The 24,886-nt window shown below is 65.8% G+C and carries 21 protein-coding genes; 14 read left to right on the top strand and 7 right to left on the bottom strand.

Annotated features, from left to right (window positions below):
* Window positions 1–45: 45 nt before the first annotated feature.
* The 4 genes from infB to AArcCO_RS05205 all read left to right on the top strand — a co-directional run bounded on the left by infB (window position 46) and on the right by AArcCO_RS05205 (window position 4,939).
* Complete coding sequence (gene infB, locus AArcCO_RS05220) at window positions 46–1,860, top strand: translation initiation factor IF-2 (protein ID WP_259535375.1); 1,815 nt, start codon at window positions 46–48, stop codon at window positions 1,858–1,860.
* Between the two features lie 47 nt (window positions 1,861–1,907).
* Complete coding sequence (locus tag AArcCO_RS05215; protein WP_259535374.1) at window positions 1,908–2,627, top strand: phosphoribosyltransferase; 720 nt, start codon at window positions 1,908–1,910, stop codon at window positions 2,625–2,627.
* Between the two features lies 1 nt (window position 2,628).
* Window positions 2,629–3,729 (top strand): ATP-NAD kinase family protein, encoded by a 1,101-nt coding sequence (locus AArcCO_RS05210; RefSeq protein ID WP_259535373.1) that lies wholly within the window; start codon window positions 2,629–2,631, stop codon window positions 3,727–3,729.
* A gap of 178 nt (window positions 3,730–3,907) precedes the next feature.
* Window positions 3,908–4,939 carry a phosphate signaling complex PhoU family protein gene (locus AArcCO_RS05205; RefSeq protein ID WP_259535372.1) on the top strand — a complete coding sequence of 344 codons (1,032 nt, stop codon included), beginning with the start codon at window positions 3,908–3,910 and terminating at the stop codon, window positions 4,937–4,939.
* Window positions 4,940–4,969: 30 nt separating this feature from the next.
* Here the strand turns inward: AArcCO_RS05205 and AArcCO_RS05200 are convergent, their stop codons facing one another.
* Window positions 4,970–6,016, bottom strand: coding sequence for a radical SAM protein (locus tag AArcCO_RS05200; protein WP_259535371.1), 1,047 nt, complete (start codon window positions 6,014–6,016; stop codon window positions 4,970–4,972).
* Window positions 6,017–6,195: 179 nt separating this feature from the next.
* Here AArcCO_RS05200 and AArcCO_RS05195 point away from each other — a divergent pair, with 179 nt between their 5' ends.
* The 6 genes from AArcCO_RS05195 (at window position 6,196) to AArcCO_RS05170 (ending at window position 12,713) form a co-directional block, all read left to right on the top strand.
* The gene (locus AArcCO_RS05195) at window positions 6,196–7,836 is read left to right on the top strand and encodes a type II/IV secretion system ATPase subunit (protein ID WP_259535370.1); all 1,641 of its coding nucleotides are present in this window, start codon (window positions 6,196–6,198) and stop codon (window positions 7,834–7,836) included.
* Window positions 7,836–9,980, top strand: a complete 2,145-nt coding sequence (locus AArcCO_RS05190) for a type II secretion system F family protein (protein WP_259535369.1) — start codon at window positions 7,836–7,838, stop codon at window positions 9,978–9,980. The genes AArcCO_RS05195 and AArcCO_RS05190 overlap by 1 nt, the downstream gene beginning before the upstream one ends.
* A gap of 3 nt (window positions 9,981–9,983) precedes the next feature.
* Window positions 9,984–10,661: a class I SAM-dependent methyltransferase gene (locus AArcCO_RS05185; protein ID WP_259535368.1), complete on the top strand. Its 678-nt coding sequence runs from the start codon at window positions 9,984–9,986 to the stop codon at window positions 10,659–10,661.
* Window positions 10,662–10,725: 64 nt separating this feature from the next.
* On the top strand, window positions 10,726–11,784 hold the full coding sequence (locus AArcCO_RS05180; RefSeq protein WP_259535367.1) for an NAD(P)/FAD-dependent oxidoreductase: 1,059 nt from the start codon (window positions 10,726–10,728) through the stop codon (window positions 11,782–11,784).
* Between the two features lie 76 nt (window positions 11,785–11,860).
* A complete protein-coding gene (locus tag AArcCO_RS05175; protein ID WP_259535366.1) occupies window positions 11,861–12,427 on the top strand; it encodes a pyruvate kinase alpha/beta domain-containing protein in 567 nt (188 codons plus the stop codon).
* 94 nt (window positions 12,428–12,521) lie between these two features.
* Window positions 12,522–12,713 carry a 30S ribosomal protein S17e gene (locus tag AArcCO_RS05170; RefSeq protein WP_259535365.1) on the top strand — a complete coding sequence of 64 codons (192 nt, stop codon included), beginning with the start codon at window positions 12,522–12,524 and terminating at the stop codon, window positions 12,711–12,713.
* 53 nt (window positions 12,714–12,766) lie between these two features.
* Here the strand turns inward: AArcCO_RS05170 and AArcCO_RS05165 are convergent, their stop codons facing one another.
* Window positions 12,767–13,084, bottom strand: a complete 318-nt coding sequence (locus tag AArcCO_RS05165) for a hypothetical protein (protein WP_259535364.1) — start codon at window positions 13,082–13,084, stop codon at window positions 12,767–12,769.
* Window positions 13,081–15,552 carry a penicillin acylase family protein gene (locus AArcCO_RS05160; protein WP_259535363.1) on the bottom strand — a complete coding sequence of 824 codons (2,472 nt, stop codon included), beginning with the start codon at window positions 15,550–15,552 and terminating at the stop codon, window positions 13,081–13,083. The genes AArcCO_RS05165 and AArcCO_RS05160 overlap by 4 nt, the downstream gene beginning before the upstream one ends.
* A gap of 92 nt (window positions 15,553–15,644) precedes the next feature.
* Between AArcCO_RS05160 and AArcCO_RS05155 the strand changes: the two genes are divergently transcribed.
* Window positions 15,645–16,619: an aldo/keto reductase gene (locus AArcCO_RS05155; protein WP_259535362.1), complete on the top strand. Its 975-nt coding sequence runs from the start codon at window positions 15,645–15,647 to the stop codon at window positions 16,617–16,619.
* 65 nt (window positions 16,620–16,684) lie between these two features.
* Here AArcCO_RS05155 and AArcCO_RS05150 read toward each other — a convergent pair whose 3' ends face one another.
* Entirely contained in the window at window positions 16,685–16,972 is a 288-nt protein-coding gene (locus tag AArcCO_RS05150) for a winged helix-turn-helix domain-containing protein (RefSeq protein WP_259535361.1), read from the bottom strand.
* A gap of 257 nt (window positions 16,973–17,229) precedes the next feature.
* On the opposite strand from AArcCO_RS05150, the gene aceB reads away from it, so the two are divergent.
* The 3 genes from aceB to AArcCO_RS05135 all read left to right on the top strand — a co-directional run bounded on the left by aceB (window position 17,230) and on the right by AArcCO_RS05135 (window position 20,694).
* Entirely contained in the window at window positions 17,230–18,537 is a 1,308-nt protein-coding gene (gene aceB, locus AArcCO_RS05145) for a malate synthase AceB (RefSeq protein WP_259535360.1), read from the top strand.
* Window positions 18,538–18,739: 202 nt separating this feature from the next.
* On the top strand, window positions 18,740–19,831 hold the full coding sequence (locus AArcCO_RS05140; protein ID WP_259536529.1) for a pyridoxal-phosphate-dependent aminotransferase family protein: 1,092 nt from the start codon (window positions 18,740–18,742) through the stop codon (window positions 19,829–19,831).
* 74 nt (window positions 19,832–19,905) lie between these two features.
* Window positions 19,906–20,694, top strand: coding sequence for a DUF2797 domain-containing protein (locus AArcCO_RS05135; protein ID WP_259535359.1), 789 nt, complete (start codon window positions 19,906–19,908; stop codon window positions 20,692–20,694).
* A 13-nt stretch (window positions 20,695–20,707) separates the two neighbouring features.
* Here the strand turns inward: AArcCO_RS05135 and AArcCO_RS05130 are convergent, their stop codons facing one another.
* The 3 genes from AArcCO_RS05130 to AArcCO_RS05120 all read right to left on the bottom strand — a co-directional run bounded on the left by AArcCO_RS05130 (window position 20,708) and on the right by AArcCO_RS05120 (window position 24,688).
* Window positions 20,708–21,775, bottom strand: a complete 1,068-nt coding sequence (locus AArcCO_RS05130) for an ABC transporter permease (RefSeq protein WP_259535358.1) — start codon at window positions 21,773–21,775, stop codon at window positions 20,708–20,710.
* On the bottom strand, window positions 21,768–23,627 hold the full coding sequence (locus AArcCO_RS05125) for an ABC transporter permease (protein ID WP_259536528.1): 1,860 nt from the start codon (window positions 23,625–23,627) through the stop codon (window positions 21,768–21,770). Before AArcCO_RS05125 ends, AArcCO_RS05130 begins: the two co-directional genes overlap by 8 nt.
* A gap of 83 nt (window positions 23,628–23,710) precedes the next feature.
* A complete protein-coding gene (locus AArcCO_RS05120) occupies window positions 23,711–24,688 on the bottom strand; it encodes an ABC transporter ATP-binding protein (protein WP_259535357.1) in 978 nt (325 codons plus the stop codon).
* Window positions 24,689–24,886: the final 198 nt, after the last annotated feature.

The raw sequence follows: 24,886 nt of genomic DNA, 5'->3' as shown, positions 1-24,886 counted from the left end.
ACTCCCGTCCCCGACTGTATCGACCAAGGAGTTTTCGGGGGACCCATGTCGAACGACACATCCACTGACGCCGGGACGGAGGACGCGGCCAGGCTGCGGACGCCCATCGTCGCCGTCCTCGGCCACGTCGACCACGGGAAGACCAGCTTGCTCGACAAGATACGCGGCTCGGCCGTAAGCGAAGGGGAGTCGGGGGCGATCACCCAGCACATCGGTGCGACGGCGGTTCCACTGGAGACGATCTCCTCGATGGCCGGCGAACTCGTCGACCCGGACGACTTCGATCTGCCGGGGCTTCTGTTCATCGACACGCCGGGGCACCACTCGTTTTCGACGCTGCGGGCACGCGGGGGAGCGCTGGCCGACATCGCGATCCTCGTCGTCGATGTGAACGACGGCTTCCAGCCCCAGACCGAGGAGGCGATCGACATCATCCAGCGGACGGGAACGCCGTTCGTCGTCGCCGCGAACAAGGTGGACACGATCCCGGGATGGAACCCCAGAGAGGGCGCGCCGATCAAGGCGAGCTACGACTCCCAGTCCGACCGCGTCCGGTCGACGCTCGACGAGGGACTGTACGACATCATCGGGGATCTCTCGTCGGCCGGCTTCTCGGCGGACCTGTACTGGCGCGTCCAGGAGTTCCAGCGCAACATCGGCGTCGTTCCGGTGTCGGCGATGACCGGCGAGGGAGTGTCAGACCTGCTCGCAGTGCTCATGGGCCTCTCCCAGCGCTACATGCGCGGGGAGATGGAAGTCGACGTCTCGGGCGCCGGCGTCGGAACAGTGCTCGAAGTGAAAGAGGAGCGCGGCTTCGGAGCGACCATCGACGTCGTCGTCTACGACGGAGTGATCCGAGAGGGCGATACGATCGTCGTCGGCGGGATGGACGAGCCGATCGTCACCGAGATCCGGGCGCTGTTGCAGCCACGGCCACTGGCGGAGATCCGCACCGAAAACCGATTCGAACGCGTCGACTCCGTCGAGGCGGCCGCCGGCGTGAAGATCGCCGCGCCGGAGCTCGATGACGCCATGGCAGGTGCGCCCGTCATGGTCGTCCGGAACCGCCCCGTCGAGGAAGTCATCGGGGAGGTGCGCGCGGAGCTTGCGGAACTCGAGGTCGAAACCGAGGAGGACGGGGTCGTCGTCAAGGCCGACACACTGGGGAGCCTCGAGGCGATGGCCGACGCGCTCCGCGAGGCAGAGATCCCGATCCTCCGGGCGGAGGTCGGCGACGTCGCACCCCGGGACGTCGCGGTCGCCGGCACCGCAAACGAGGCGACCTACCGGGCGATCCTCGGCTTCAACGTCGACGTCCTCGGGAACGCCGAAGACGAACTCGAGGAGTCCGACGTGGAGGTGTTCGTCGACGACGTCATCTATCAGCTCGTCGAGGATTACGAGGCGTTCGTCGCAAAGCGCGAACGGGCCCAGCAGGAGACGATTCTCGAGAAGATCGTTCGGCCATGCCGGTTCCGAATCCTCGAGGATCACGTATTCCGGCAGTCCGATCCCGCGGTAGTCGGCGTCGAAGTGCTCACGGGGACGCTCCAGAACAACCGCCACGTCGTCGCCTTCGAGAACAACGAGCCCAGGCGGGTGGGGCAGCTCTCGGGGATTCAAGAACAGGGCGAAGACATCTCCGAGGCCCGAGCGGGCACCAGGGTCAGCGTCGCGATCGACGGTCCGACCGTCGGCCGGCAGATCGAGGAGGGCGACGAGCTGTGGACGGAGCTGCCGGAGAAACACGCGAAGATCCTCGAACAGGAGCTCGCAGACGAGATCCCGGCCGACGAACTGGAAGCGCTGCAGGGCTACCTCGACAAACAGCGGAGCCGGGACCCCTTCTGGGGGAAATGATCCGCTCTGACAACCCTTATGTGCGCGCCCGGTCCATTCTCGTGCGTATGAGCGACCTCCCGGAGGAGTTCAGCTGCACCGTCACCAACTGGGAGTACATCTACGGGCTCTGTCGGAGCGTCTCTGAACAGGTCACGGAGGACCAGTTCGAGCCGGACGTCATCGTCGCGCTCGCGCGTGGCGGGTGGTTCGCGGGTCGGTGTCTGTGTGACTTTCTCGGGCTGGACGACCTCGCCAGCCTCAAGATGGAACACTACGTCGGCACCGCCGAGAAGGCCGACGAACCGCAGGTCCGGTATCCCATGCCCGAGGGAAGCGTCGAAGGGAAGGACGTGCTCATCATCGACGACATCGCCGACACCGGCGGGTCGATAAAACGCGCCCACGAGTACGTCAACGAGCGCAACCCCGGTGAGGTCAAAACCGCGACCCTCCAGCTGCTTCAGACCAGCGAGTTCGAGCCGGATTTCGTCGGCGAGCAGCTCGAGGAGTGGACCTGGATCGTCTACCCGTGGAACTTCATCGAGGATATGATCGACCTCATCTCCGGCGTGATGGAGAAAGCCGAGGAGGACACCTTCGATCGGGAGGCGATCAGACACTACCTCTCGGCGTATCACGAAGTCGACCGGATCGAGATGGAGATCGCTCAGCCGGACCGGCTCGACGAGGTGCTCGCGGAGATGGAGCGGCGCGGTGTCGTCGAACGAGTCACAGGGACACTCGAGGACGACGGGAACGACCCGCGCTGGCGGCTGACCGACTGAGATGCACGTCGGCGTCGTCGTAAACCCAATCGCGGGGATGGGCGGTCGGGTCGGACTGAAAGGCACCGATGGAAAGGTACAGGAGGCGCGCGACCGGGGCGCAGAGCCACGGGCGCCGAACCGGGCGCGCCGCGCGCTGTCACGGCTCGCCCAACTCGATCCCGACGTCCGGGTGTCGACCGTCGCGGACCCGATGGGCGAGTCCCTCGTTCGAGAGGCGGGCCTCGATCCCGACGTGGTAGCTGAACCGTCAGTCGCGTTCGGCGACACACCGGCGGCAGACGACGCGTACGCCCAGTCGGAAACCTCCGCCGAGGATACTCGACGGGCGGTCGAGGCGTTTCTAAAAGGGGGCGTGGATCTGGTGTTGTTCGTCGGTGGCGACGGCACCGCCGCCGACGTCGCCGAAGCCCTCGAGGGGACCGACACGCCGATGCTGGGCGTTCCGGCGGGCGTGAAAGTGTACTCCTCGGTGTTTGCGGTCTCCCCGGAGGATGCCGCCGCGGTCGCAGTCTCCTTCGAGCGCACAGAACGCCGGGAGGTGATGGACATCGACGAAGACGAGTACCGCGAGGGCGAGGTGAACCCGGAGCTGCGGGCGATCGCCCGCGTCCCGGTCGCCGAGGACCTCCAGTCGTCGAAACAGCTCGGCGGCGGTACCGTCGAGTCGCTCGCGGAAGGGTTCGCCGCCGACGTCAGAGAGGGCGTCACCTACGTGCTCGGACCGGGATCGACCCTGGGAGCGATCAAAGAGGAGCTGGGCTTCGAGGGATCGCCGCTGGGGGTCGACGTCTGGCGGGACGGCGAGGTGCTCGCCCGCGACGCCACCGAAGACGAGATCCTGGACTGCCTCGGAGAGCGGAACGTCGTGGTCGTCACCCCGATCGGCGGCCAGGGGTTCGTCCTCGGCCGTGGCAATCCACAGCTATCGCCCGCGGTGATCCGGCAAAGCGACCTCGAGGTCGTCGCTTCCCGCCGGAAGCTCGATGACCTGCGTGTACTCCGGGTCGACACCGACGACCCCGAACTCGACGCGTCGCTCCGCGGGTGGATCCGGGTTCGCGTGGGCGCCTACGAGACGCGAATGATGAAAATAGTCTGAGTGCGCTCGAGGAAGATCGCAACGGACCCCTCGATAAGACCGGTCGTGCACATATACCGATCAAACTCTACACATTACCTTTTATATTCCTCCGCTCGGGGGGATACCTTTCTATACGGAACATCGTCATTAATGAACATACAGACAAGATTAAGGACGTATGTAGCCTACGGCGAACATGGAAACGAGGAAGGTGCAACGGCTCGGTCCATCGACGCTCGCGATGACCCTGCCGGCAGAGTGGACCAAGGAACACGGCGTCGACAAGGGGGACGAGGTGTCGATCCGGATCGGCGGCAAGGGAACGTTGACAGTGCTGCCACAGTCGACGAGCACCGAGGAGTCGGAGGCGACGATTCACGCTGACGCACTCGACGCGGACGCGCTAGAGCGGGCGATCGTCGCCCAGTACGTACTCGGCCGGCGGGTGATCCACGTCCGCCAATCGGAGGGGGCACTCGAAAGCGACCACATCAACGCCGTATACAAGGCCGAAACCCAGCTGATGGGGCTCGGCGTCATCGAGGAAACTCCCGAAAGCATCGCCATCAGGTGTTCGGTCGATCCCGAGGACTTCACCCTGGACAACCTCCTCGAGCGCCTGGAAAACACCGGCTCGACGATGCGCGGCGAGGCGGTGAAGGCGCTTGCACACGGCAATCCGGACCTCGCACAGCGCGCGCTCAATCGCGAGCGACAGGCGAACAAGATCTTCGTGCTCATGTTGCGTCTGATCTTCACCGCCTACCAGAACCCCAACCTCTGTCGTGCGGTGGGGCTGGACTCGGGGTTCCCCCTGATCGGCTACCGTTCGGTCGCGAAGAACCTCGAACTCACCGCGGACAACGCGGAGGACATCGCCGACATCGTACTGGAGATCGACGGACACACTCTCGACATCGACAGCGGGACGATGCGACAGATCCGCGAGTTCACGGACGGCGTCGACGATCTCACGCGCCTCGCCGTCCGGTCGGTCGTGGAACGCGACTACGATCTCACGATCGAGTGTCGGGAACTGTTTCGGGGGCTCGCCGACCGCGAGCGAGAAATCCTCGACGACCTTCCCGAACTGTCCAACCAGGAGTTGCTCCACGTCCGGGAGGTACTGGTGAGCCTCCAGCAGACCGCCCAGTACGCGATGCGCAACGCCGAGATCGCGGCGAACCTCGCGCTCAACGAGGAATCGGAACACGTCGAGATCAGGTAGCAAACCCGGGCGGTTCCGCGGTTGCGGCGACTAGTTCTCTCCGAACCCCGGCGGCTCGAACGGACAGAGTTTGTCGGTCGCGAACGGGTTCCCGGTTTCCGCGTACGCGCGCGCTCGACTCCCCCCACAGATATCCCGATACGGACAGGCCCCACACCGGCCTTCGAGGTTGCTCCGGTCCCTGAGCTTCCGGAACAGGGGAGCCTCACGGTACGTCTCCACGATCGAACGCTCTCGAACGTTGTCCACGGGTTTCCGGAAGAACTCCGAGGGCTGGACGTTACCCACGTGATCGACGTGGACGATCCCGTCCCCGGCGTAGGTTCCGAACTGGTCGCGGACCCCAGTGACGACCTCCCCGCGCTGGATGGCGACCCGACGGTACTGGGGGGCCTCGATCGTCCGAACGTCGAACGAGGAGACGTTCGACGCCTCGTGGAGCCAGCGCATGATCGCGTCCGCAGCCGAGGGGTCGACACTCTCGAGCCTGCAATCGTCGGCGGGGATCACGAAAAACAGGTTCCACAAAACGATACCCAGCTCCTCGATCCTGTCGCGAATCGCCGGCAGATCCTCGAACGTCTCGCGACTCACGACGGTGTTTATCCCCGTCGGCAAACCCACCTCGCGTGCGGCCTCGAGTGTGCCGAGGGCCGCCTCGAAGCTCCCCTTCGAGCCGCGGATTTCGTCGTGTACCTCGGCCGTTGCGCCCTCGAGTCCGACGGCGAGACGATAGAGCCCGGCGTCCGAGAGGCGCTCGAGGCAGTCCCGGGAGAGCCTGCCCGACGTGGAGGCGTCGAGTGCGACAGTGAGCCCGATCTCGCTTCCGTATTCGATCAGCTCGAAGATGTCGTCCCGTTCGAGCGGATTCCCGCCGGAAAAGACGACGAGCAACCCCTCCCCGAACTCCCGGAGTCGCTCCAGCAGCTGTGTTGCCTCTTCGGTCGTTAGTTCCTCGGGATGTGGCTCGTCGGCCGCGTCTCCCCGGCAGTTCGCGATGCCGAGCTCCCCTACTCGCGTACACTCCCAGGTCACGACGAGTGGTCTTTCGTCGGTGGCGATAGATCTCGGGTTCATGCTCGTGGGTCGACCGACGCGGTCGGCGCTACCGAACGTTAACCGCCCGTACGAATATAGTTCGACGCGTGTTCCAGCCGAATGAAAAAACCCGTGACACGGAAACCGGACCGCGAATCCGGAGGATCGAGACACGCGACTTTTTAAGTCCCCTCCTCCCGTTGTCACATCCAACCGAAATGTCAGGCGAGCGCTCTTCCGGGGGGATCGATGGACTAACGCGACGCGTGAAACACGTCTGGGAGCTGTTTCGGGGCACGGACCTGGACGTGCGACCGTTCCGTCCGTCCACTGACGGCACGCTAGCGACGTTTACTCCGCCCCCGGGTGAACGGGAAGTCGACCGCTACTGGGTGAACGCCCCGTACGCCTACGTCGTCATCACCTACGACGAGACCGAAAACGAACACCGGTACCACGCCGTCGAGCCAGATCTCGACGAATTCCAACGGACGCTGCTCGGCCGCGTCGTCGAAGACATCCGGGATCCGCTGTTGTTCCGGGATGACGTCGACCCGGTCGACGAATCGACGCTGGAGGCCGAACTGGAGTCGCTCCTCGAACAGTACGGTCTGGAGCCCGACATGGCGACGTTTCACAGCCTCGTGTACTACCTGCTCCGCGACTTTCAGGGGTTCGGGAAGGTCGATCCACTGTTGAACGATCCCCGGATCGAGGACATCTCCTGTGACGGGTACGGTCTCCCGATCTTCGTCTACCACGCGGAGTACACCGACATCGAAACGAACGTCTCGTTTCCCCGCAGGGAGCTGGACAACTACGTCGTCAGGCTCGCCCAGCAGTCCGGCAAGCACATAAGCGTCGGGGAGCCGATCGTCGAGACGACGCTGCCGGACGGCTCGCGAGCGGAGCTGGCGTACGGCGAGGAGGTCACCCCCCGGGGGTCGGCGTTCACGATCCGGCAGTACGCCGAGGAGCCGTTCACGCCGATCGACCTCGTGAACTACGGGACGTACAACGTCGAGCAGATGGCGTACTTCTGGCTGTGTATCGAACACAACAAGTCGCTGATCTTCGCCGGTGGCACCGCCTCGGGGAAGACCACCTCGATGAACGCCGTCTCGATGTTCGTTCCGCCGCGGTCGAAGGTGCTGACGATCGAGGACACCCGGGAGCTGTCGCTGTATCACGACAACTGGCTCTCGTCTGTCACCCGCGAACGGCTCCAGGAGGGAGCCGACCTCGACATGTACGACCTGCTCCGGTCTGCACTCCGGCATCGCCCGGAGTACATCATCGTCGGCGAGGTCCGCGGGGAGGAGGCCGTGACCCTGTTTCAGGCGATGAACACCGGCCACACGACGTTCTCGACGATCCACGCCGACTCGATTCGAACCGTGATAAACCGGCTGGAGAACGAGCCGATCAACGTCCCCCGGGCGATGGTGCAGTCGCTGGACATGGTCGTCGTCCAGCGGCTGGTCAGGTTCGACGACGAGCGCCTCCGTCGAGCGAAGATCGTCGGGGAGATACGCGGTGTCGACCAGCGAACCGGGGAGCTGGATTACGCTTCGGCGTTCGACTGGAACCCCGAATCGGACACCTTCTCCAGAAACGATTCCTCGCTGCTTTCGGAGATTCAGGCCGAACGGGCGTGGAATCGGTCCGAACTGCTCTCGGAGCTTCGACGACGCGAGACGTTCCTCCGGCGGCTCCAAGAGCTCGGCGTCACCGGCTACCGACGCTTTACGGCGCTCGTAAACGAATATTACGCGGATCCCGAACGGACGATGCGACGGCTCGAAGCCGAGATAGAGGCGGCCGGCGACGAGGTGACCGCCGGCGCCGAGGTCGGCTGATGTGGTATCTCCTCCCCCTTGCGGTGGTGCTCGCGTTCCCCGTCGCCCTCGTAGTTTCCCGGTTCGACCGGCGGCTCGACCTCCTGGTCACCCGCCTCGCGCTTTCGGCGTTCGGGGAGTACGTCGCCGACGCCGGTGCAGAAACCGAACGACAACGCGGCCGGCTCCGGGCCGCTCACGCCGGGGAAACACACCGCGTGTACGCCTCGAAAACGCTGCTGTACAGCGCCGTCCTCGCCGCCTCCGGGAGCGTTCTCGGGGTGTATCTGGCCGGCTACGTCCTCTCGGAACTCGCGATCTCCGAAGAGGCGCTCAGTGCGGCGCTACCGCCCGCCCTGACGTTTCTGTCGCCGATCGCGCGCCTCTCTGCAGTCGGGGTAGGCGAGCTGTTCCTCCTTTTGGCGTTCTCCGGGGCGACGGTCGGGACCGTCCTCGCGGTAGGGACCTACTACCTTCGGTGGAAGCTCCTCGAACAGCTAGCGGACGCGCGGGGGAAACGAATCGACGTGACGCTACCCCGCACCGTCGCGTTCGTGTACGCGCTGTCGCGGTCCGGGATGGCGTTTCCGATCGTTCTCGCAACGCTCGCCAGGAACGAACGGGTGTACGGCGAGGCCGCACGGGAACTGTCCGTCGCGGTTCGCGAGATGGAGACGTTCAGTACCGACGCGTTGACTGCCCTCCGCGATACGGCCCGACGGACCCCCAGCGAGAACATGGCGGAGTTCGCGGAGAACCTCGCGTCGATCCTCGAATCGGGTCAGAGCCTCTCGACGTATCTCGCGGACCAGTACGAGCGGTTTCAGGAGGAGGCGAAAGCCCAGCAGGAACAGTATCTCGAACTGCTGTCGACGTTCGCCGAGGCGTACGTGACGACGCTCGTGGCCGGGCCGCTGTTTCTGGTGACGATCCTGGTCGTAGTCGGACTCGTGTTGAGCGACACGCTGCCGATCCTGCGGCTCGTCGTGTATCTCGGCGTCCCGCTGGGGAGCGTCGCATTCATCGCGTACGTCGGCAACGCCACCGAGTCGCTACAGCCTCCAGGCGGTGCGGACGCCCCCGATCGACGCCGGCTGGACGTCGCACGTCGGCAGGCCGTCGACGTGTCCGGAGCGGACGCGATCGCCCGGATCCCGAACGTCGAGACGTCTCCAAACGTGCGATCCGACGGCGGAACCGCCGCGCCAACACAAACGGACGCTCTCGAACGGCTCGCAGCCTACGACCGGTACTCTCGGCTGCTCGAGCGAGTGAAACATCCGCTCGAGACCGCCTACCGGATGCCCTCGGCGACGTTCATCCTGACGGCTCCCTTGGGGGTGCTGTGGGTGCTTGCGACTGCGGAACCGACGCCGGTCACCGATCCCGTCTCGGTGCTGTCCGCGACCGATCGGGCCCTCGTGGAGGCGACGGTGTTTGCGCTGGGAGCGTACGCCGCAGTCTACGAACTGAAAGCCCGGAAGCGACGGGCGATCGAACGAGCGGTTCCGGATTTCCTCGACCGATTCGCCAGCGTCAACGACGCCGGGATGAGCGTGGTCCGGAGTCTCCAGCGCGTCTCGGAATCAGATCTCGATGAACTCACCGCGGAACTGCAGCGCACCTGGCGGGACATCCAGTGGGGGGCCGACGTCGAAACCGCCCTGTACCGGCTCGAAGATCGGGTTAACTCGCCGATGGTCTCTCGGGCGGTCGCGTTGATCACGAATGCGGTCCACGCGAGCGGCGACGTCGCCCCCGTCTTGACGATCGCCGCCGACGAGGCCCGCGCGACCCGTCGTCTCCGTCGGGAGCGCAGACAAGTGATGTTGACCTACCTCATCGTCATTTACATCTCGTTTCTCGTTTTCCTGGGGATCGTTGTCGCGCTCACTGTCGCGTTCGTCCCCGCCGTCGAGGGGGCCCAGTTCGATCCCGATCTCCCCGAGGCGACCGCGGGGGCGACCGTCGGATTCGTCGACACGATCACCCAAGTCGACGTGGGCGCCTACGAGGAACTGCTGTTTCACGCCACGATGATCCAGGCGGTGTTTTCGGGGCTGATCGCCGGACAGCTCGGCGAGGGAACGATTCAAAGCGGCGCGAAACACGCGGTCGTGCTTCTCGTGGCCGGCTACCTGATTTTCGCGGTGGTCGTCTTCTGACCGATGTCCGAGCGCTCGCTGCAGGAGACGTACGATCGGATCGCCTCGCACTTCTCGTCGACCCGGGAGTATCCGTGGCCGGAGGTAACGGCGTTTCTGGAGGAACACGCCGGCGGAGAAACCGGCGGGGTCGGCTCGGCGGACGACACCGGTCGGAAGATCGGACTCGACGTCGGCTGTGGAAACGGACGACACACCGAACCGCTCGCCGACTACGTCGATCTCGCGGTGGGGATCGACGTGAGTCGGGGGCTGCTCGAGGAGGCGCACGAGCGGGCGACCGACCGGGGATTCGACGGGGCGTCGACGTTCCTCCAGGGCGACGCCGGGCGCCTTCCGATCGCCGACGGGACCGTCGACGTCGGCGTGTACGTCGCGACGCTGCATCACCTGTCGCCACGCGATCGGCGGATCCGTAGCCTCGCGGAGCTCGCTCGAGTGCTTTCGGGGGACGGAACCGCGCTCGTGAGCGCCTGGAGCACTTCCCACGACCGGTTCGACCGAGAAACGGGGTTCGACACCACCGTCGACTGGACGCTACCCGACGGCGAGACGGTGCCGCGGTTCTATCACATCTACGATCCCGAGGAGTTCCGCGCCGACCTCGAGGCGAGCCCGCTCCGGATTGTGTCGTTCGAACTCTCCAGTGGCAACTGCTACGGGGTCGTCCGACCGGAGTGACGGCGACAACGGACCGACGCGGGCGAATCTGTGGAATTATCCCCCTCCGACGACTAACTGACCTATGGAACCGACGGAGGGCGATGGAGTCAGCGATCGGACGGACGGTCGCGAGGAACACGACGTCGACGAGCAGTACGAGGTCGCTGTCGTCGGGGGCGGCCCGGCGGGACTGTCGACCGCGCTGTACACGACCCGGCTGGGTCACGACACTGTCGTGCTCGACCGCGGTGGCGGTCGCGCGGCGATGATGCTCGAGACGCACAATGTGATCGGCGTTCCCGAGGAGACGTCCGGCAACGAGCTCCTGGCGACGGCACGCGAGCAGATTCAGGAGTACGGCGCCGACTATCACCGGAAGTACGTCGAGTCGATCGAACCCGATAACGGCGGGTTCCGGCTCGAAACCGGCAACGTGACCTACACGGCCGATCGGGTGGTGATCGCCGTGGGATTCAGCGACGAACGTCCGGAGCCGCCGCTTCCCAGAACCGGCCGAGGGCTACACTACTGTCTGCACTGTGACGCGTACATGTTCGTCGACGAGCCGGTGTACGTGATGGGAACCGGCGAGGCGGCCGCCCACGTCGCGATGATCATGCTCAACTACACCGACGAGGTCGACCTGCTCACCCGCGGCGACGATCCCGAGTGGAGCGAAGAGACCGACAGGCAGCTCGAGGCGCATCCAGTCGACGTGATCCGGGAGGACGTGGTCGGACTCGAGAAGCGCGAGGACGGCTGGCTCGCGGGGTTCGAGTTCGAAGACGGGACGTTCCGCGAATACAGGGGCGGGTTCCCGATGTACGGTTCGAACTACCGGAACGAGCTCCTCGACCAGCTCGGCCTCGACCGGACCGACGACGGCGCGGTGGCCGTCGACGACCACGGCCGGACCAGCGTCGACGGCGTCTACGCGGTCGGGGACGTCACGCCCGGCCACAACCAGGTTCCGGTCGCGATGGGCGAGGGGGCGAACGCGGGGATCGCGATCCACAAGGAGTTGCGGACGTTTCCGAAGTCGATCGCGGAGATCGAACGCGACGGTCCCGTCGACGACCGCGAGGTGCCCGCGGTCTCGGATCGGCTTCGCGGGGCGGCTGCGGAGTTTTTCGAGAACTGAGTCGACGATCGAGTTCTTCGGAATGTGCGCCGACGATCGGTATTATTACCTCTCCTGCAGTTGTTGTTTAAACTCGATGATACGTACTGACGACATGGGGACCGAACAGGTCCTCGAGGCGGCCAAGGAGTACGCCGTCGAACACGGAATCGACGACGTCGTCGTCGCCTCGACGACGGGCGAAACGGGAGCGATGGCCGCGGACGTGTTCGACGCGGCCGATCGGAACCTCGCGGTCGTGGGGCATTCGACTGGCTACCGCGAGCCGAACGAACAGGAACTCCACGACGAGCACGTGGAAGCGATCGAATCGGCCGGGGGAGAGATATTTGTCGGCCCAATGGTATTCAGCAACGTCGGCGCTGCTGTCGCGAAACGGGACGGCCACGCGGTACAGAGTGTCATCGCGAACGTGCTCCGGCTCTTCGGACAGGGGAGCAAGGTTGCAGTCGAATGTGTTCTCATGGCGTGTGATGCCGGGCTCGTCAACGTCGACCGTCCCGTGCTCTCGATCGCCGGCACCGGCAGCGGGGCCGATACGATCTTTTTGATCCGTTCTGCGAACAGCCGAGATTTCTACGACTTGCGCGTGCTCGAGGTCGTCGCCAAACCTGCCGACCGGGAGAACCTGCCGTTCTACTGATCCGGTGTCGAACCTCGTCGACGCTGCGGTCCACGAGATCTGCTGTCCGTCGTGGAACGAACGCTTTTAGTGGTTCTCCCGGGTATCCTGGGACATGGCCATCAAACCCAAGTACATCAAACAGCTCGGGAATCGACTGCTCGAGACGTATCCGAACGCCTTCAACACCGACTTCGAGACGAACAAAGACAGCGTCGACCAGCTCACCAACGTCGAGTCGAAGGGCGTCCGCAACCGGATCGCCGGCTACATCACCCGCAAGAAGGCGGGCCAGGCCGCATCCTGATTTTTCCGTACCGACGCGCGACGAGGAAGCGACGGCCCGAGCTTCCGTACCCGTCAGCGTAGTCCACGGGCCAGCCCGCCGAACGCCCCCAATCCGACCGCGACCCCGGCGCTGAGCGCAACGAACCCTCCTGTCGCAAGGAACCGCCCCAACGCCCCGTCGACGGCCATCGTCCCGGCGAAGACCAGCCAGACCACCGCCCCGAACGTTGCGCCCGCCAGCACCCCCCGCGGGACCGTTCTCGCGAGCAGCCCGACGAACGCCCCGCCGATCACGATCCCGATCCAGTGGACGCTCGCGAGCCCGACGCCGGCCACCGCTGCTGTGATCCACAGCAGCCAACGCAGGATCCGCCGCTCGCGTTGAGTCATTCGTCGTCGCCCCCGCCGGCGTCGCTTATAAACCGGAACCGCAGCGTCCCCTGCAGCTCCCGATTCATTGGCTTGTACTCCCCGTCGGCCCACCGGCGGAGCTGGTCGTCGTAGTGGGGTGAAAAGTAGTTCCCCGAATTGCCGCCCGGGAGGATCGCCTCGCAGTCACCGCCCGGCTCGCAGATCATCCGCCAGCTGCTGCCGGCAGGCCTCCCGGGCCTGAAGTTCATCAGGGTCCGGGGCGAGCCGTCGGTCTCGTGGCTGGGGTACCCGAGCGCGTCGATCCCGAACGGGTGTGTCATGACCCCCGTGTGGGTCGCCTCGCCGTAGCGGTCGGCACCCTCGAACCGGGGACTGTCGCCGTCGATCCCCTCGAGTGCGCGCTCCATCGCCGACCGCGCGAGTTCCGCCCGTTCCCGCTCCTCGAAGAGCGTCGATTCCGGCCCGGCGTTCAAAAGAGTCCAGTCGCCCGGGTAGTACGCTTCCCCGAGGTCCAGGTCGGAAAACAGGGGCTCGAAGACGACTTCGCGGTAGGCGTCGACCCACGCCGCGAACAACAGTGCCCCCCGCGAGTCGCGGTCCATCCGCCCGTCCCACTCGAACAGCGTCTCCCCGACGTTTTCCAGTCGGTCCGGCGCTTCGGCGTCGGTCAGCGCCGGCACCAGGAAGTCGGCGTCATCGAACCGGTAGTCCCGGACGTCCAACTGCATCGATCGGAGGAACTCGCGGTCCACGGGTGGACCCCCCTCGACGCGTTCGTCCAGTAGGTCCCACACGCGGCGGCCGCGGTAGCCGTCGGCGTACGACGCCGCGAAGTAGTGGGGATACCGGTCGTCGTCGATCACCCGCTGGTTTGCGGTGCCGAGGTAGGGCGGATCGATCTCGGCGGGCATCTCCTCGAAAGGGACGAACCCGTCCCACGTCGGCTGGCCGTACGGCTCGAAGCCGTCCCACTCGCCCTCGCCGGCGGAGCCGTCGAACACCCGGTCACCCCGGACCGGTTCGCCGTCTGTCCGGCGGATCGGAACCTTCCCGGTGACCTGAAAGAGGGTCCGACCGTCCCGATCGGCGTAGACGAGACACTGCGTCGGGAGATCGAACCGTCGAGTGGCCTCGAGGAACTCCTCGAGCCCGTCGCTTCGGGCGTACTCGAAGACGGCCATGGTCGTCCGGGTCGCGGCCAGGCCCGTCCAGGCGACTGCGACAGATCGCCCCTCGCGGTCGATCATGGGTCCGTGAACGGTTCGCTTCACTTCGATCGTCCGGTCCTGGTCGCCGTCGACCGGAATCTGCCGTCTCTTCCGGTCGAACTCCCGCCACACCCCGCGGTAGCGGTACCGGTCGCCGTCGTCGTCGACCTCGTACGTATAAAAGTCGATGACGTCAGCGCCGGCGTTGGTAAATCCCCACGCCCCGGCGTGGTTGGCGCCGATGATCACGAACGGGACCCCGGGGAACGTTACGCCACGAACACTCGCGTCGGGCGTTTCGACGTGCTGTTCGTACCACAGCGGTGGCACCGACAGATCGAGGTGGGGATCGTTCGCGACGATCGGCTGACCCGAGTCGGTGTGGTCGCCGGAGACGACCCAGGAGTTGGAGCCGACTCCGGGTGGCGACTCGAACCGCGAGAGACGGGAGACTTCCCCGATCGAGAGTCCCGAGAGGGCACCACTGGAGCGCCCGACGGTAGTTGCATCGGCGCTCCGGGAGACGACAGTCCGGCCCGGAGACGAACCGCCCTCCGCCCGCAGGATCGGCGCGTCGTGGGGGATCCGAGACGGGTACAGCTCTTCGACGACGTCGGGACCGAACTGGTCTTCGAGCAGCGCCAGCCGGAGTGTCCTGAACGAGCCCGTAAGCCCCCAGGAAATCTGCTTTTCCATCAGCATCGTGTCGACTGGCGTCCACGGATCCGGTTCGTAATCCAGCAGTCCGAACTCCATCGGGAGCGGACCGTCGTCGATCCGGGCGTTGACGCCGTCGGCGAAGGCGGCGACTGCCTCGCCGACGGGCTCGTCCCGAAGTCGTGTCCAGTTGGCCCGCGCCGCGTCGAGGTATCCCATCCGGACGTTGAACTTGTCGGATTCGAGCGTGTCGGGACCGACGACCTCCGACAGTCGGCCGCGCATCACCCGCCGCTGGAGGTCCAACTGGAACAGCCGATCGGCGGCCTGCGTGTACCCGACAGCGTAGTAGGCGGCCGGTTCCGAGCCGGCATCGACGTGAGGAACACCTTCCTCGTCGAACCGGACCGTCGCCGCCCCGTACGGCGACGACAGGCTCCGGATCCGATCGTCCCCCGCGGCTCCCCAGACGGTGCCCGACAGCGGAGCGAAGCCACGGAGATATCCCGACACCGGCGAGAGGACGCCGCCCGCGAGGCCGCCGGCGAGGATTGCCGAGACGAGGTCGCGTCGGGAGAGCGAGATCGACCGGTTTCCAATCGGTGTGTCACGGCTATCCATGGTTTCGACACCCCCGGCGAGCCCTTAAAAGATCGGCAGGTGTCGGGCCGGATTCGAGCCACCTTTTTGAGTAGCCGGACGGTTGTAGGCCCATGGAGTACACGACGCTGGGAGACACCGGAATGACCGTCTCGAAGATCTGTCTCGGCTGTATGAGCTTCGGCGACCCCAACTGGCGCGAGTGGGTCCTCGAGGAAGCGGAGGGAATCGAACTGGTCGAACGCGCACTCGAACTGGGGGTGAACTTCTTCGACACCGCGAACATGTACTCGAACGGCGAATCCGAGCGTGTGCTCGGGAAGGCACTGGAGGGGCACCGCGAGGAGGCCGTCGTCGCGACGAAGGGCTACTTCCAGATGGACGAGGACGACCCGAACTCGGGAGGCCTTTCCCGGAAGGCGATCGAGCAGGAACTCGAGGCGTCGCTGGACCGCCTCGGTATGGAGACGGTCGACCTCTACCAGATCCACCGACGGGACGGCGACACGCCGCCGGCAGAGACGCTACGGGCGCTCGACGACGCGGTCCGCCGTGGGAAGGTCCGGTATCTGGGCGCCTCGTCGATGTGGGCCCACGAGTTTGCTGAATATCTCCACGCGAGTGATCGACTCGGTCTCGACCGGTTCCTCACGATGCAGAACCACTACAACCTCGTGTACCGCGAGGAGGAACGCGAGATGCTGCCACTGTGTGAGCGGGAGGGGATCGGCGTGATCCCCTGGTCACCGCTCGCCCGTGGATATCTGGCCCGACCCCACGAAGAGATCGACGCGACCCGGCGCGGGGAGGCCGAAGAGCACATGTACGAACACCCGTACCGGGAGGGCGGCGGCCGGGAGATCAACGAACGGGTCGAAGAACTCGCCGCGGAGAACGGCGTGAAGATGGCCCAGATCGCGCTGGCGTGGCTGTTCAGCAAGGACGTCGTCGACGCGCCGATCGTCGGGACGACGTCGATCGAGCACCTGGAGGACGCCGTCGAGGCGCTGGAGATCGACCTGCGCAAAAGCGACGTTGAGTATCTGGAAGAGCCATACGAACCGGTGCCGGTCAGCGGTCACGAGTAGGCAACGTTCCAGCGACGACTGGGCCGGCTGCTCGCACCCGGAAGCTTCGGCAGAAAGCGGAGCAGTCAGTCCGAGGCGCGGTTACTGTCCGCTCCCGGGAACGTTCGGTCCCACCCTTCGCCCTTCGACTCGAGATAGTCGATGCCGTGCTCCGTCAGTCGATACACCGTGGCCTCGTCGACGGATTCGATGTAGCCGGCCTCCTCGAGGAAGGCACAGCGACGCTCTGCGAGTGTCACGTACAGCCCCGTGTTGCTCGCGATGAGCGCGGGAAACTCCGCGCCGTTGGTGTGCAGGAAGCTCAGCACGCGCCGATCGGCGTCGGTCAGTTCCTCGGGGCCGGGGCGGGACATTCTGTCCTGTCTATGTGTACCAGACCGCAAATACCCACTGGGCGTTCCAGCGAAATGAAAATAGCCCCGGCGACGGACGCGAAACTGTTCGGAGTTTTAAAGCGGGCGGGTCATCGAGCGGTTCGACATAGGCGTTTCCTCCGCGGCGCGGGAACCTCGGGAGACCATCGCCCCCGGAGCAAACAGTGTGAACTGTTACCGTCGCAAACACTACCGGAAGGGGAAACGCTGGGGTGTTGGACCGGCTAATCGGATATATGAGAGTCGACAGACGTTTGCACGACCGGGCGTTCGTCCGGACGTTCTTCACGACCCCGACCGCAGAACAGGGACAGGAAGACTCCGCCAAAAAGCTGCGCGGTGCGATCGGACTGCGCGGAATGCAGGCCCCGGACGTGTGGGTGCCAGACAACGAAGACGCCACGGCCCCGTCCATGCGCGGGGAGGGGGCCGAAAACATCGCCGAAGTCGTCGCCGAGGGGGGCGCAGAGTTCCCGGGCGAGATCCACCCTCGGGTGGTCTGGCACCGCGACGACCCCGAAACGCGTTACGAGGGGTTCCAGCAGATGTTGACGATCGCCGACCCCGAGAAGGGTGCGATCGATCACCTCGACGGCTTCGTGATCCCGGAAGTCGGCGACATCGACGACTGGAAGAAGGCCGACGAGTTCTTCACGATCCTCGAACACGAGTACGGGCTCGAGGAGGGGAGCCTCGCGATGTCGGTGATCGTCGAAAGCGGGGCGGCAGAACAGGCGATGACGAAACTCCGCGACGAGATGGGCAAGCCAACGAACAATTTACAGCGACTGTTCATGCTGGTCATCGGTGAGGTCGACTACACGAAGGACATGCGTGCGATCACGCCGACGGGCTCGCTGCCGTCCTGGGACGAGATTCGGCACAACACCGCGAGCGCGGCGAGCGCGGCGGGGCTCATCTCGGTCGACGGTCCGTACGACGACATCCGTGACATCGAGGGCTACCACGCGCGCATGACCGACAACCAGTCGAAGGGGCTGCTCGGCATCTGGTCGCTCACGCCTACGCAGGTCGTCGAGGCGAACAAGGGACCGCTCCCCCCCGAGAAGGGCTACTGGCTGATCGAAGCCGGCGATCGAGAAGTGAAGCTGGAAGACGAGGAGGGTGTTCAGGTGTACCGTGGCGATCGGATCGAACTCGAGGAGGCCGACGACGGCTACGTGCTCACCGTCGGAACCGACCAGCTCGAACTCGACGCCGAGGGCGTCCGCGAGGAGTTGCTGGACCTGGTGTCGTACGTCCCGAGCATGGGCGACATCGTCGACTCCATGGAGGAGTTCGAGGCGGCCAAGGAGGCCGGCCGGGGCGCGATCGCGATGACCCAGGCGGCGACGCTGCGGATCGACGGGGTGGAAATCGACGTCGAACGTGACCGGATGTGGGACGAGGCGACCTACCAGGCGTTGATGGTCCCGATCAGCCTGTTCCAGGACGTCTACGAGAGCCGTCCCGACCAGCACGAAGAACTCGCAGAGATGTACGGCGAGGGAGTCGTCGAACGGGCGATGGACGTCGGAAACTGACGAGCCCTTCTGTTTGCCGCCCGAAACCGACCGCCGGCAACCGGCGGCGGTGATCGTCGATTTTATACCCGTCGTTCGTGATCATGCGAATATGGACCAAGCCACCACTAGTCCAGAGACTCGCGAGAGAGCGGGGAACGCGGTCCGGGCGTCCGACGATCCGCCCGAGGTCGGGGAGCTCCTCCCGCCGGACCGGACGCTGATGGGACCGGGTCCCAGCGACGTCCATCCGCGGGTGCTGCGGGCGATGAGTACGCCGCTTGTGGGTCATCTCGATCCCTCGTTCGTCGAGATGATGAACGAGGTACAGGAGTTACTCCGGTACACCTTCCGGACGGACAACCAGTGGACGATTCCGGTGTCCGGGACGGGTTCGGCGTCGATGGAGACGGCGATCGGAAACATGGTCGAGCCGGGCGACACGGTTCTGGTCCCGACGAACGGCTACTTCGGGGGGCGGATGGCGGAGATGGCCCGACGGGCCGGCGGGGAGGTCGTCGAGGTCGACGCCCCGTGGGGCGAGCCGCTCGATCCCGACGACGTCGCTGCGGCGTTCGACGCCCACCAGCCGGACGTGTTCGGATTCGTCCACGCCGAAACCAGCACCGGCGTGCTCCAGCCCGACGTCCCGGAGCTCACCAGCATCGCCCACGAACACGACGCGTACGTGATCGCAGACACCGTTACCTCGCTTGGCGGCGTCGAGCTCCGGGTCGACGAGTGGGACGTCGACGTGGCGTACTCGGGGCCTCAGAAGTGTCTCTCGTGTCCGCCTGGTGCGAGCCCGCTCACGCTCAACGACCGGGCGATGGAGAAAGTGCTCGGCCGCGAGGAACCCTCCCGGTCGTGGTATCTCGACCTCTCGCTTCTGGAGGGTTACTGGGGCGAAGAGCGCGCCTACCACCACACCGCCCCGATCACGAACGTCTACTCCATCCGGGAAGCGCTCCGGCTCGTCGCCGAGGAGGGTATCGAGAACCGCTGGGAGCGTCACCGCGAGATCGCCGGCGTACTCAAGTCGGGCCTCGAAGATCTCGGCCTCGAGCTCCACGCCGAAGAGGAGTACTGGCTCCCGAGCCTCAACGCCGTCGAGGTGCCCGACGGCGTCGACGACGGCGCTGTCATCGACTACCTTCTGGAGGAACACGACCTCGAGATCGCGTCCGGGCTGGGTGCCCTCGAGGGCGACATCTGGCGGATCGGCTGCATGGGGTACTCCGCGAAGCGACGGAACGTCGAGTTCCTACTGGCTGCCCTGGAGGAAGCACTCGAAGCGCAAGGCTACGACGGCTAGATCGGACGACGATTCGGGCCCCACGTCGACTCTGCGTCGCGTCGTTTTTATTCGGGCGTTGCTAACCCGATCGCGTGCAGATCGTCGGCTACGCGACGGACGCGGGAGAAGGGGGTGCCGGACTGCTTTTCAGCGACGGCGACGGCAGCGAGGTCGAGTTCGACTCGATCGCCCCGGGGGCGGAACTGTCGTACACGCTGGGCGCCAGGCGGTGTGCTGGGACCGTTCACGACGGCGAGCACCTCGCCTGTGACGCCGAGGAGGCGCCCTACTGTCGCGACCACGCCGACACCTGGGTGTGTGCGCGGTGTACCGGGACGTGTCTGAAAGACGAGATGGACTGCCACGAGGAGCACGCGGTCTACCTGGCGGCGTTCGCGCCCGACCGGTTCAAGGTAGGGGTCACCCGCCTGTGGCGGCTGGAGACCCGCCTGCGAGAGCAGGGAGCCGACCAGGCGGCTCACGTCCGGACCGTATCCGACGGCCGGATCGCCCGAGAGATCGAAGCCGAGATCGCTGCCAGGGACGATCTCCCGGTTCCGGTGACCGACAGCGTCCGCGTCGCTCGAAAGCGACGGGGGCTGGGACGCGACGTCGACCTGGGGGCGTGGAACCAACTCTGTTCGGCGTTCGACCCCCACGAGACGTTCGCGTTCGACTACGGCCTGGAACTCGACCGACGTCCGGTCGCCGAGACGATGCTCACGGGAACCGTCCGGGGGACGAAAGGGCGGCTACTCGTGCTGGACCGCGGGGCGTCGACCTACGCCGTCGATCTCCGCGACCTGGTGGGTCACGAGGTCGTCCCAGAACGGAGTCGTCGGGAACGACAGTCGAGTCTCGGCGCGTTCGAGGCGAATTGATCGGCACGTTCGATCACTCGAAGCCGTGCCGGGCGATCGCTGTTCGCACCGCGAGATAGCCCGCCGCCGCGAGGGTCGCGTAGACAACGACTGTAGCGGTCGTGGTCGCCGTCGCGCTGCCGACCGCGAGCAGAGCGGCGGCGTTGATCGGATTGCCGGGAAGCAGCGTCGACCCCGCAAACAGCGCGAGGACCCCAACAGAGTAGAGGAACTGTGCGTCCCGTCGACGCGGCGCGAGGGTCGCGATCGCGATCCCCATCGTCACCACCGCCGTCGCAAACGCCGCAACGAGGAGCAAAAGCGTGCCGGGATTGGCGACCGGAACCCCGTTCAGCCAGAGCAGCAGGAGCCACAGCGCCGCCTGTGCAGGCGCGAGCCCGACGGCGGCGAGGCTCTTGCCGTCGACGATCTCTGCGGTCGTCACCGGCGCGACTCGAAGCAGTTCGAGCGTCCCCCGATCGAGTTCCTCGGTGACTGAGTCGACGATCAGCGAGCCGCTGATAAACACCGGCAGGAACAGCAGGATCGGCACCAGCACCGTGTAGGTGAACCCGTAGTATGGACTGCCGCCCGGTCGCTCCGGAAGCGGAAGCGGCCGGCTGTCGAGCCACGCGGCGTTTCGCCCGCGTTCGTCGCGTTCGAGCGCGCGAAGCGCCTGCTGCAGCTGGGCGACGACCACCGTCGACTCGACGCTGCCGTCGGGGGCGACGGCGGTCACCTCGATTCTCCCGTCCCGGCGTTCGCCCCTGACGGCGGCGTCTGCCGCCCCCGCGTCGAAGGTTCCTCGGGCCGTCTCCCAGTCGTCGTATCGCGTCGCGGAGACTCCGTCGACCCGATCGGCGGCGGCGACGAGCTCGTCGACCGTCTCGCCGGAAACCGCCACCTCGACCTCGTAGCCGTCGAGGCTAGAGGGATCGTACAGCGACACCAGCCCGACGACCAGAAACGAGGAGAACGCCGCGATGAAAAGCTGGATCACGAGCGCCAGCACGATCGTCTTCTCCCTGCGGAGCACCGAAAGCTCCCGGCCGGCGATCCGCAGACGTGGCGAGGGCTCCGTCCCGGAGTCTCGGTCACGCATAGAAGGTCACCACCCCGAAGTTGTATCCGGCGTGAACGAGCGTCGCGATCGCGAGTGCGACCGCGTACAGCCGTCGGTTTCGGTGTGCTCCGAGCGCGGAGATGACGGCGGTGACGACGTGTAACCCGAGCGGCGCCAGAAGTAACGCGAGCAGGACCGTCCAGGGGAGCTGCCCGGTTCCGGCCACACCAGCGGGGCCGAACGCCGCCCGGCCGAGTGAGAGCTCGGGGAGTCCCACCAGCTGAACCACGACGGTGCCTTTCTCCGCCAGGAAGAACCCGATCCCCGAGGCCGCCCCGACCGCGAGTGCCGACGGAACCGACACTTCCAGGCGGTCGTCGACGAAGCCGGCGTACACGTGGACGCTCTTTGCGACCTCTTCGATCAGCGCGATTACGACAAGCAGCAGGGGAATCGACACGGCGATGGGAAGCGCGAAAAGCACCGCCACCGCGAGCAGTTCGGCGACGAAGACGAACGGGATGAAGACGGCAGTCAGGAGGGCCACCGACCGCGGCCCGGACACGCGGACGGCGAGGGCGTCGAGCGCCTTCGCCGGCAGCGGCTTCTGGGAGAACAGGTCCTCCTCGCGGTAGACGCCGGCCCCGAGCCAGAAGCAGACCGCCGAGACGAGATACAGCGGGCCGGTCGCGAACAGGTACTCGCCGACCCCGACCGCCTCTCCCTGGAGGTCGAGCACGACAAGCGAAAGCGGGGAGATCAGCGCGATCGGCGTGACGTTGATGAAGATGGCCGGGACGAAGACGTACGTCGTGAAAAACACCGAGACGGTGACGGTGACGAACGTGAGCTCCTTGAACGACCTGGCGAAAAGCGCCCCCAGGAACGTCGCAGCCAGGAACGCGAGCGCGACGGGGACGATCGCGAGCACCGAAACGATCCCCCCACCGACGAACAGCGCGATGAGTGCAGTGACGCCGATCGCGCCGGCGAGATACGGGAGCGTCTTGCCCGCCACGATGGAAAGCGGCTCTACGGGCGCGACCAGCAGTAGCTCCCCGCGCCGGTTCACTCGTTCGCCGAGTATCGAACTCCCGTACGCCTGGACGAGGAAGTTCATCGGGATCAGAAACAGGAACGCGAGGATCAACGACGAGAAGGGGAACGGAGGAGTGATTTCGGCGGGTGAACCGGCCGTCGAGCCCCCGAACAGTCCGCCGGAGCCGCCGAGCTGGGGCACTGCGAGCCCCCCGTCGTCGGCGTCGGCGTCACCCGCTGGAAGCGTGGGATCGTCACCCTCGCGTTCGGCGTCGGACGGCTCCTCGTCACCCTCGAGGGCGTCGTGGTCTGTCGCCACGTCGTCGGGATCGTCGATCGAATCGTCGGTCGGATCGTCGCCTGCAGGTTCGAATCCGCCACGCGGTTCATACCGGAGCGTCACGTCGACCGGGAACGCCGCAGACTGGTTCGATTCGGCTGCCATCAGGCGGTCGTTGTACGACTCGGTGGCGGCACGAAGCGTCTGGGCGGCGGCCGCCCCCTTTTCAGTCTCGACGGCGGTGACGCTCACCCAGCCGTCGACCGCGATGTCGTCTGCCGCCCCCTCGTCGGTCGACGGAACGTGACTCTCCACGTGGACATCGGCCTCGACCCCGAGGGTCGCGTCCGGCGGGCGTACCGCGAGCCTGTCGTCGGACTCGACAACCGGTGCGTACGGGTCGTCCTCGTCGACGGCGACCCGGTAGATGTCACCGTCCGGGGTCACTCCGCCGACCCCCGAAAGTACCGCAGCGCCGACGACTCCACCGACCAGAAGGATCGCCAGAACGCCGACCACGACGGTCCGTCGATCCACCGCTCCCGTCGCGGTCGAGAGCTCCCAGCGGGCGATCCGGCAGACTGCAGCGAGGCGTCCGGGACCGTCCCTCCCGGCTGCGGCAGTTCGCTCGCCGGTGTCTGCTCCGTTCTCCCGGCTCACTTCGCCGCCCCCGCGCGCTCTCCGTCGACGGATCGATCGGCCAGTTCGAGGAAGACGTCCTCGAGGCTGGACTCCCGTGTTCTGATGTCCAGCACCGAACCACCCGCGTCTGCTGCCCGCTTGCGAACCGACTCGACGCCGTCCATGTCCGCACAGACCACCCGGAACCGTCGGTTCGTCCGTTCCGATTCCCCAGCAGTACCCTGGTCGATTTCCCACCGGTCGATCGGTTCGGCACCGTCGGCCGCACCACCGGCGACGGGTTCGGCCCCCTCGACCGGCACGTCGGTGAACACGTAATATCGGGTCTCTCCGTGTTCGGCGCGAATCTCGGGGACGGTTCCCCTGGCGACGATCTCCCCTTCGTTCATGATGACCACCCGGTCACACACCGACTCGACGTGATACAGGTTGTGAGCCGAGAAAACGACCGTCTTCCCGCGATCCCTGAGATCTCGGGTGAACTCGAGGACGTAGTTCGTGGTGAGCGGATCCAGCCCCGAGGCGGGTTCGTCGTACAGGAGAACGTCCGGGTCGTTGACGAGCGACCGGGTGATCGCCACCTTCCGTTTCATCCCCTTCGACATGTCGCCGATGCGGCGATCCCGGTACTCCAGTTCGAGCCGGTCGAGCGAATCGGCGATCCGTTCGTCGGCGACCCCCCGTTCGACGCCGTATAGATCCGCGAAGAACCGGAGATACGAGCGGGGCGTCATGTCCTCGTACAGCGGCGACTCCTCGGGAAGATAGCCGAGCAGCCTGCGCATCGCCGGATCCGCGGCGTCGTATCCGGCAACCGTCGCCGTCCCCGCAGTCGGTTCCACCAGCCCGGCGAGCATCTTCAACGTCGTCGTCTTTCCCGCGCCGTTCGGGCCGACGATTCCGAACACTTCGCCGGGTTCGACTTCGAAAGTGGCGTCGACGACCGCCGGAAAGCCGGCGTACGTCTTGTGCAACCCCGCGACCTCGATCATGTGAACTACCCGTCGGAAGCCGTCGACTTATAATTCGGGAAGAGCACTCGAAGAAAACTACCCCCTTCGGTCGCAGACGTCGCCCGTCGCAGTCGCTATCTCACGTGGCCGTCCGACAGTCCGGGAAAAACGTCTACTCCGATTTTTCGGCCGCTTCTCCGCCTCGTTCCCAGACCCCGCCGGCGGACACGCCGGTCG

The organism is Halalkaliarchaeum sp. AArc-CO (genome assembly GCF_024972735.1).
GTDB lineage: Archaea > Halobacteriota > Halobacteria > Halobacteriales > Haloferacaceae > Halalkaliarchaeum.
Note: the sequence above shows the minus strand (reverse complement) of the source record. Positions and strands in the feature narration are given on the sequence as shown.